General features: G+C 68.1%; 1 protein-coding gene. It reads right to left on the bottom strand.

What is annotated here, in order from left to right:
• Positions 1–121: 121 nt before the first annotated feature.
• Entirely contained in the window at positions 122–1549 is a 1428-nt protein-coding gene (locus ABT300_RS43875) for a non-reducing end alpha-L-arabinofuranosidase family hydrolase (RefSeq protein WP_351688734.1), read from the bottom strand.
• Between the last annotated feature and the right edge of the window lie 51 nt (positions 1550–1600).

The raw sequence follows: 1600 nt of genomic DNA, 5'->3' as shown, positions 1-1600 counted from the left end.
CCGGACTCCAGGCGCGTCTGCGCGGCCTCTCCCCTGAGGCGCGCCAGCGGGAACTCCTCACAGAGGTCCGCGCCCGGGCCGCGCCGGCACGGTCACGGACCGGTGATCACGGGCGCACCGATCAGCGCTGCAGGGTGAGAACGCCGGGCCGGTAGGGCAGCTGCTCGTAGGGGGTGCCCTGCGGCGGGTTGGGGGCCTGGCCCTGGTAGAGGAACCGAAGGTTGCAGGGGTCGATGGTCATGGTCTGGTCGGGGTTGTCGCGGACCAGGTCACCGTGGCTGATGTCGTTGGTCCAGGTGGCGCCGCTGTTGGCCTTGCCCGCGAAGGGGCTGCTCTCGCTGGTGGCCTGCGGAGTCCACGAACCGTTCAGACCGGAGGCGGTGAACGAGCGGAAGTAGCGCACGTTGCCGGTCGTCTTCGCCTCGACGATCATGAGGTACTGGTTCTGGTCCTTGACCTTGTAGACCTGGGGCGCCTCGAAGAGGTTGTCGGTCGTGTCGCTCATGACCGTGGTGTACGAGGAGCCGAAGCTGCCCGGGAAGTTCCCGATCGGCATCGTCGCCTTGTAGATCTTGCCGTTGTCACCGGCGAAGAACAGGTACATGTTCTGGGCGTCGGCGATCAGGGTCTGGTCGATCGGTCCGGTGCCGGACTCGGTGCGGGGGAGGGTCCCGGTGAACAGCGGCTGCGGCGCGGACCAGCCGCCCGGGTTGGTGGGGTCGCTGGAGGTGCGGTAGTTGAAGGCCCAGCCGCCGCTCCACTGGGAGGCCAGCACCCAGATGTTCTTGGGCGCGAAGTAGAACAGCGTGGGCGCCACCGCGGACTGGCTCATGCCGGTCTGGGCGGCAGACGCCATGTCCGACCAGTTGGTGAAGGGGGCGAACCCCGCCGAACCCCACGACCCCGACGACGTCGAGTAGTTCGTCCCGTAGACCACGTGCTTGCCGTTGTAGGTCACGGTGGTGAAGTCCTTCAGCGAGGACCAACCGTTCGACGGCTGAGCCAGGGCGCCGGTCGAGGTCCACCGGTACGTCGACGGCAGGGAACACGTGCTGCCGGTCGATGCCAGGCCGGTCCACTTCTGGTTGCTGCCGCCGTTGCACGTCGCGATCTCGAGCGCCGTGCCGTTGGCCGTACCGGAGCCCGTGGTGGCCAGGCACAGCCCGGATTCCACGCCGACGATCGTGCCGTCGGAGTTCACCCGCCACTGCTGGTTCGCACCGCCCGTACAGCTCCAGATCACCGGCTTGGTGCCGGGTGCGGTGGCGTGGCCGGGAGAATCCAGGCACTTGTCGCCGTACACGGTCAGCTGCTTGTCGTCGGTCGCCGTCCACTGCTGGTTCGTGCCGTTCCAGCAGTCCCAGATCTGCAGGGTCGTGCCGTTGGTCTGGCTGGCGCCCGGAACGTCGAGACACCGTCCGGATCCCGTGCCGCGCACGGCGCCGGTGGTGGCTGCCTGAGCCGGGTCGACGACGAGGGTGGCCGCCGAGGCGACCAGGGCCACGAGCGCCACTGACAGATGCCTGCGGCTGAATCCACGTCTGTGCATGGGTTCTCATTTCGTTGAGCGGGCGATTCCGTCCGGCCGCGTGACAGGTTG

It is taken from the genome of Streptomyces sp. NPDC001027, from assembly GCF_040299045.1.
Classification (GTDB): Bacteria; Actinomycetota; Actinomycetes; order Streptomycetales; family Streptomycetaceae; genus Streptomyces.
Note: the sequence above shows the minus strand (reverse complement) of the source record. Positions and strands in the feature narration are given on the sequence as shown.

Coding starts and splice junctions, on each gene's coding strand:
- ABT300_RS43875 (WP_351688734.1), bottom strand. CDS start 1,549: ATGCACAGACGTGGATTCAGCCGCAGGCATCTGTCAGTGGCGCTCGTG.